This window comes from Okeania sp. SIO2F4 (assembly GCF_010672385.1).
In the GTDB taxonomy this organism is placed as follows: Bacteria; Cyanobacteriota; Cyanobacteriia; order Cyanobacteriales; family Microcoleaceae; genus Trichodesmium.
Genome location: NZ_JAAHGT010001393.1, coordinates 1 through 1502, shown reverse-complemented (window position 1 = coordinate 1502; position 1502 = coordinate 1). Strand labels below are relative to the sequence as shown.

Below are 1502 nucleotides of genomic sequence, written 5' to 3'. Positions count from 1 at the left end.
CACCTGTTCGGAGTTTAAGTAAGCCGGATACTTCTAGGCCAAGCGGCCCTATCAGAACTCCTTAGAGTTTTGACCTAGTTAATAATTTACCTTATAAAGCAGTATAATACGATAGTTATCTCTGGCCGCCCGAAAATCACAGTTAGAAACTAAAAAAAGAGTTACCAGAGCATTGACTTAATCAAAGAATAACGATAAAATACGAAACCAATTGCTTACAACTTAGGTAAACTGCACTCAGTCATACATGAAATCAATTCATACCAAGCTCAAACTGAATAACAAACAGAAAACCTTGATGGCTCAACACACAGGTTATAGCAGATGGTGTTATAATTGGGGTTTAAGCTTGTGGAATGCAGCTTATAAAGATGGTTATAAACCCAATGCCCGTAAACTAAGAGAGGTTTTTACCTTACATACAAAACCACTAATACCCTGGATGAAAAAGTTGTCGTAAGCGAGTTTATCAATACGCTTTCATCCACTTAGGTGAGGCATTTAAGAGGTTCTTTCAAGGGCCCTTGTAAGTATCCAAGATTTAAGAAAAAAGGTAAGTCTGATTCTTTTACCATTGAAAACCAGTGGAAAACCAATAGAATTAAACGGATGGAGTCACAAATTACCTTTTAAAGGCAATTGTCAAAACTTATGAACAAGAGTGAGGCAACAACCAAAAAAATCACCATTAGTAGACAAGCAGGTGACTGGTATCTGAGCTGTAGCTATGAATTTCATGCTACAACTACACCAAAAAAAACTGATGTAGTTGGTGTAGATTTAGGTGTGAAAACCTTAGCTACATTAAGTGATGGGAAAGTATTTGAGAGTGTGAGCTCGTACCAGAGTATGACAGCTAAGTTGTCTAGAATGCAATACCTAAATCGTCATAAAGAGATAGGTTCTGCTAACTGGAGGGCGGCACAACTGAAGATAGCTAGATTGCATGGAAAAGTAGCTTTTCATGTCGCGCAGCGAAACATCCGTAAAGACGCACTTCATAAATTGACAACATACTTAGCCCAAAACCACGGCAGTGTTGTCATAGAAGTATGACAATGTTCGCGGTATGTTAGCCAATCATAAGCTAGCTAAATCAGTTAGCAGATAGTGATTTTATGAATTCAGGCGACAGCTACAGTATAAGTGCGAATGGTACGGTTCTGAAGCTCTGGGTAGTTGATAGATTTTTTCCGTCATCAAAAACTTGCAATAGGTGTGGTCATATCCAAGATATGCCTTTGGATATGAGAACTTATGATTGCCCAGAATGTGGATTCTCAATCTTCGCCAAGATTTAAACGCCAGTATAAGCATGAGAGAGCGAGTGCTAATTGGTGAGGTCTCCATTTCCTGCGGAAACGCTCCGCGAACAGAATATAAGACGCACTCAAGAAATGCGGTCGGGCAAGACCCGTCAATGCCTGTGGATGAGTAACCGCCAACGGCCTTAGGGACGTTGCATGCAACGTCCGTACAGCAGGAAATAAACATTAAAATGA

General features: G+C 39.9%; 1 pseudogene. It reads left to right on the top strand.

Going from position 1 to position 1502, the window contains the following annotated elements:
• The first annotated feature begins 247 nt into the window (after positions 1–247).
• Positions 248–1438 (top strand): annotated as a pseudogene (locus tag F6K22_RS43315) (RNA-guided endonuclease InsQ/TnpB family protein).
• Positions 1439–1502 lie beyond the last annotated feature (64 nt).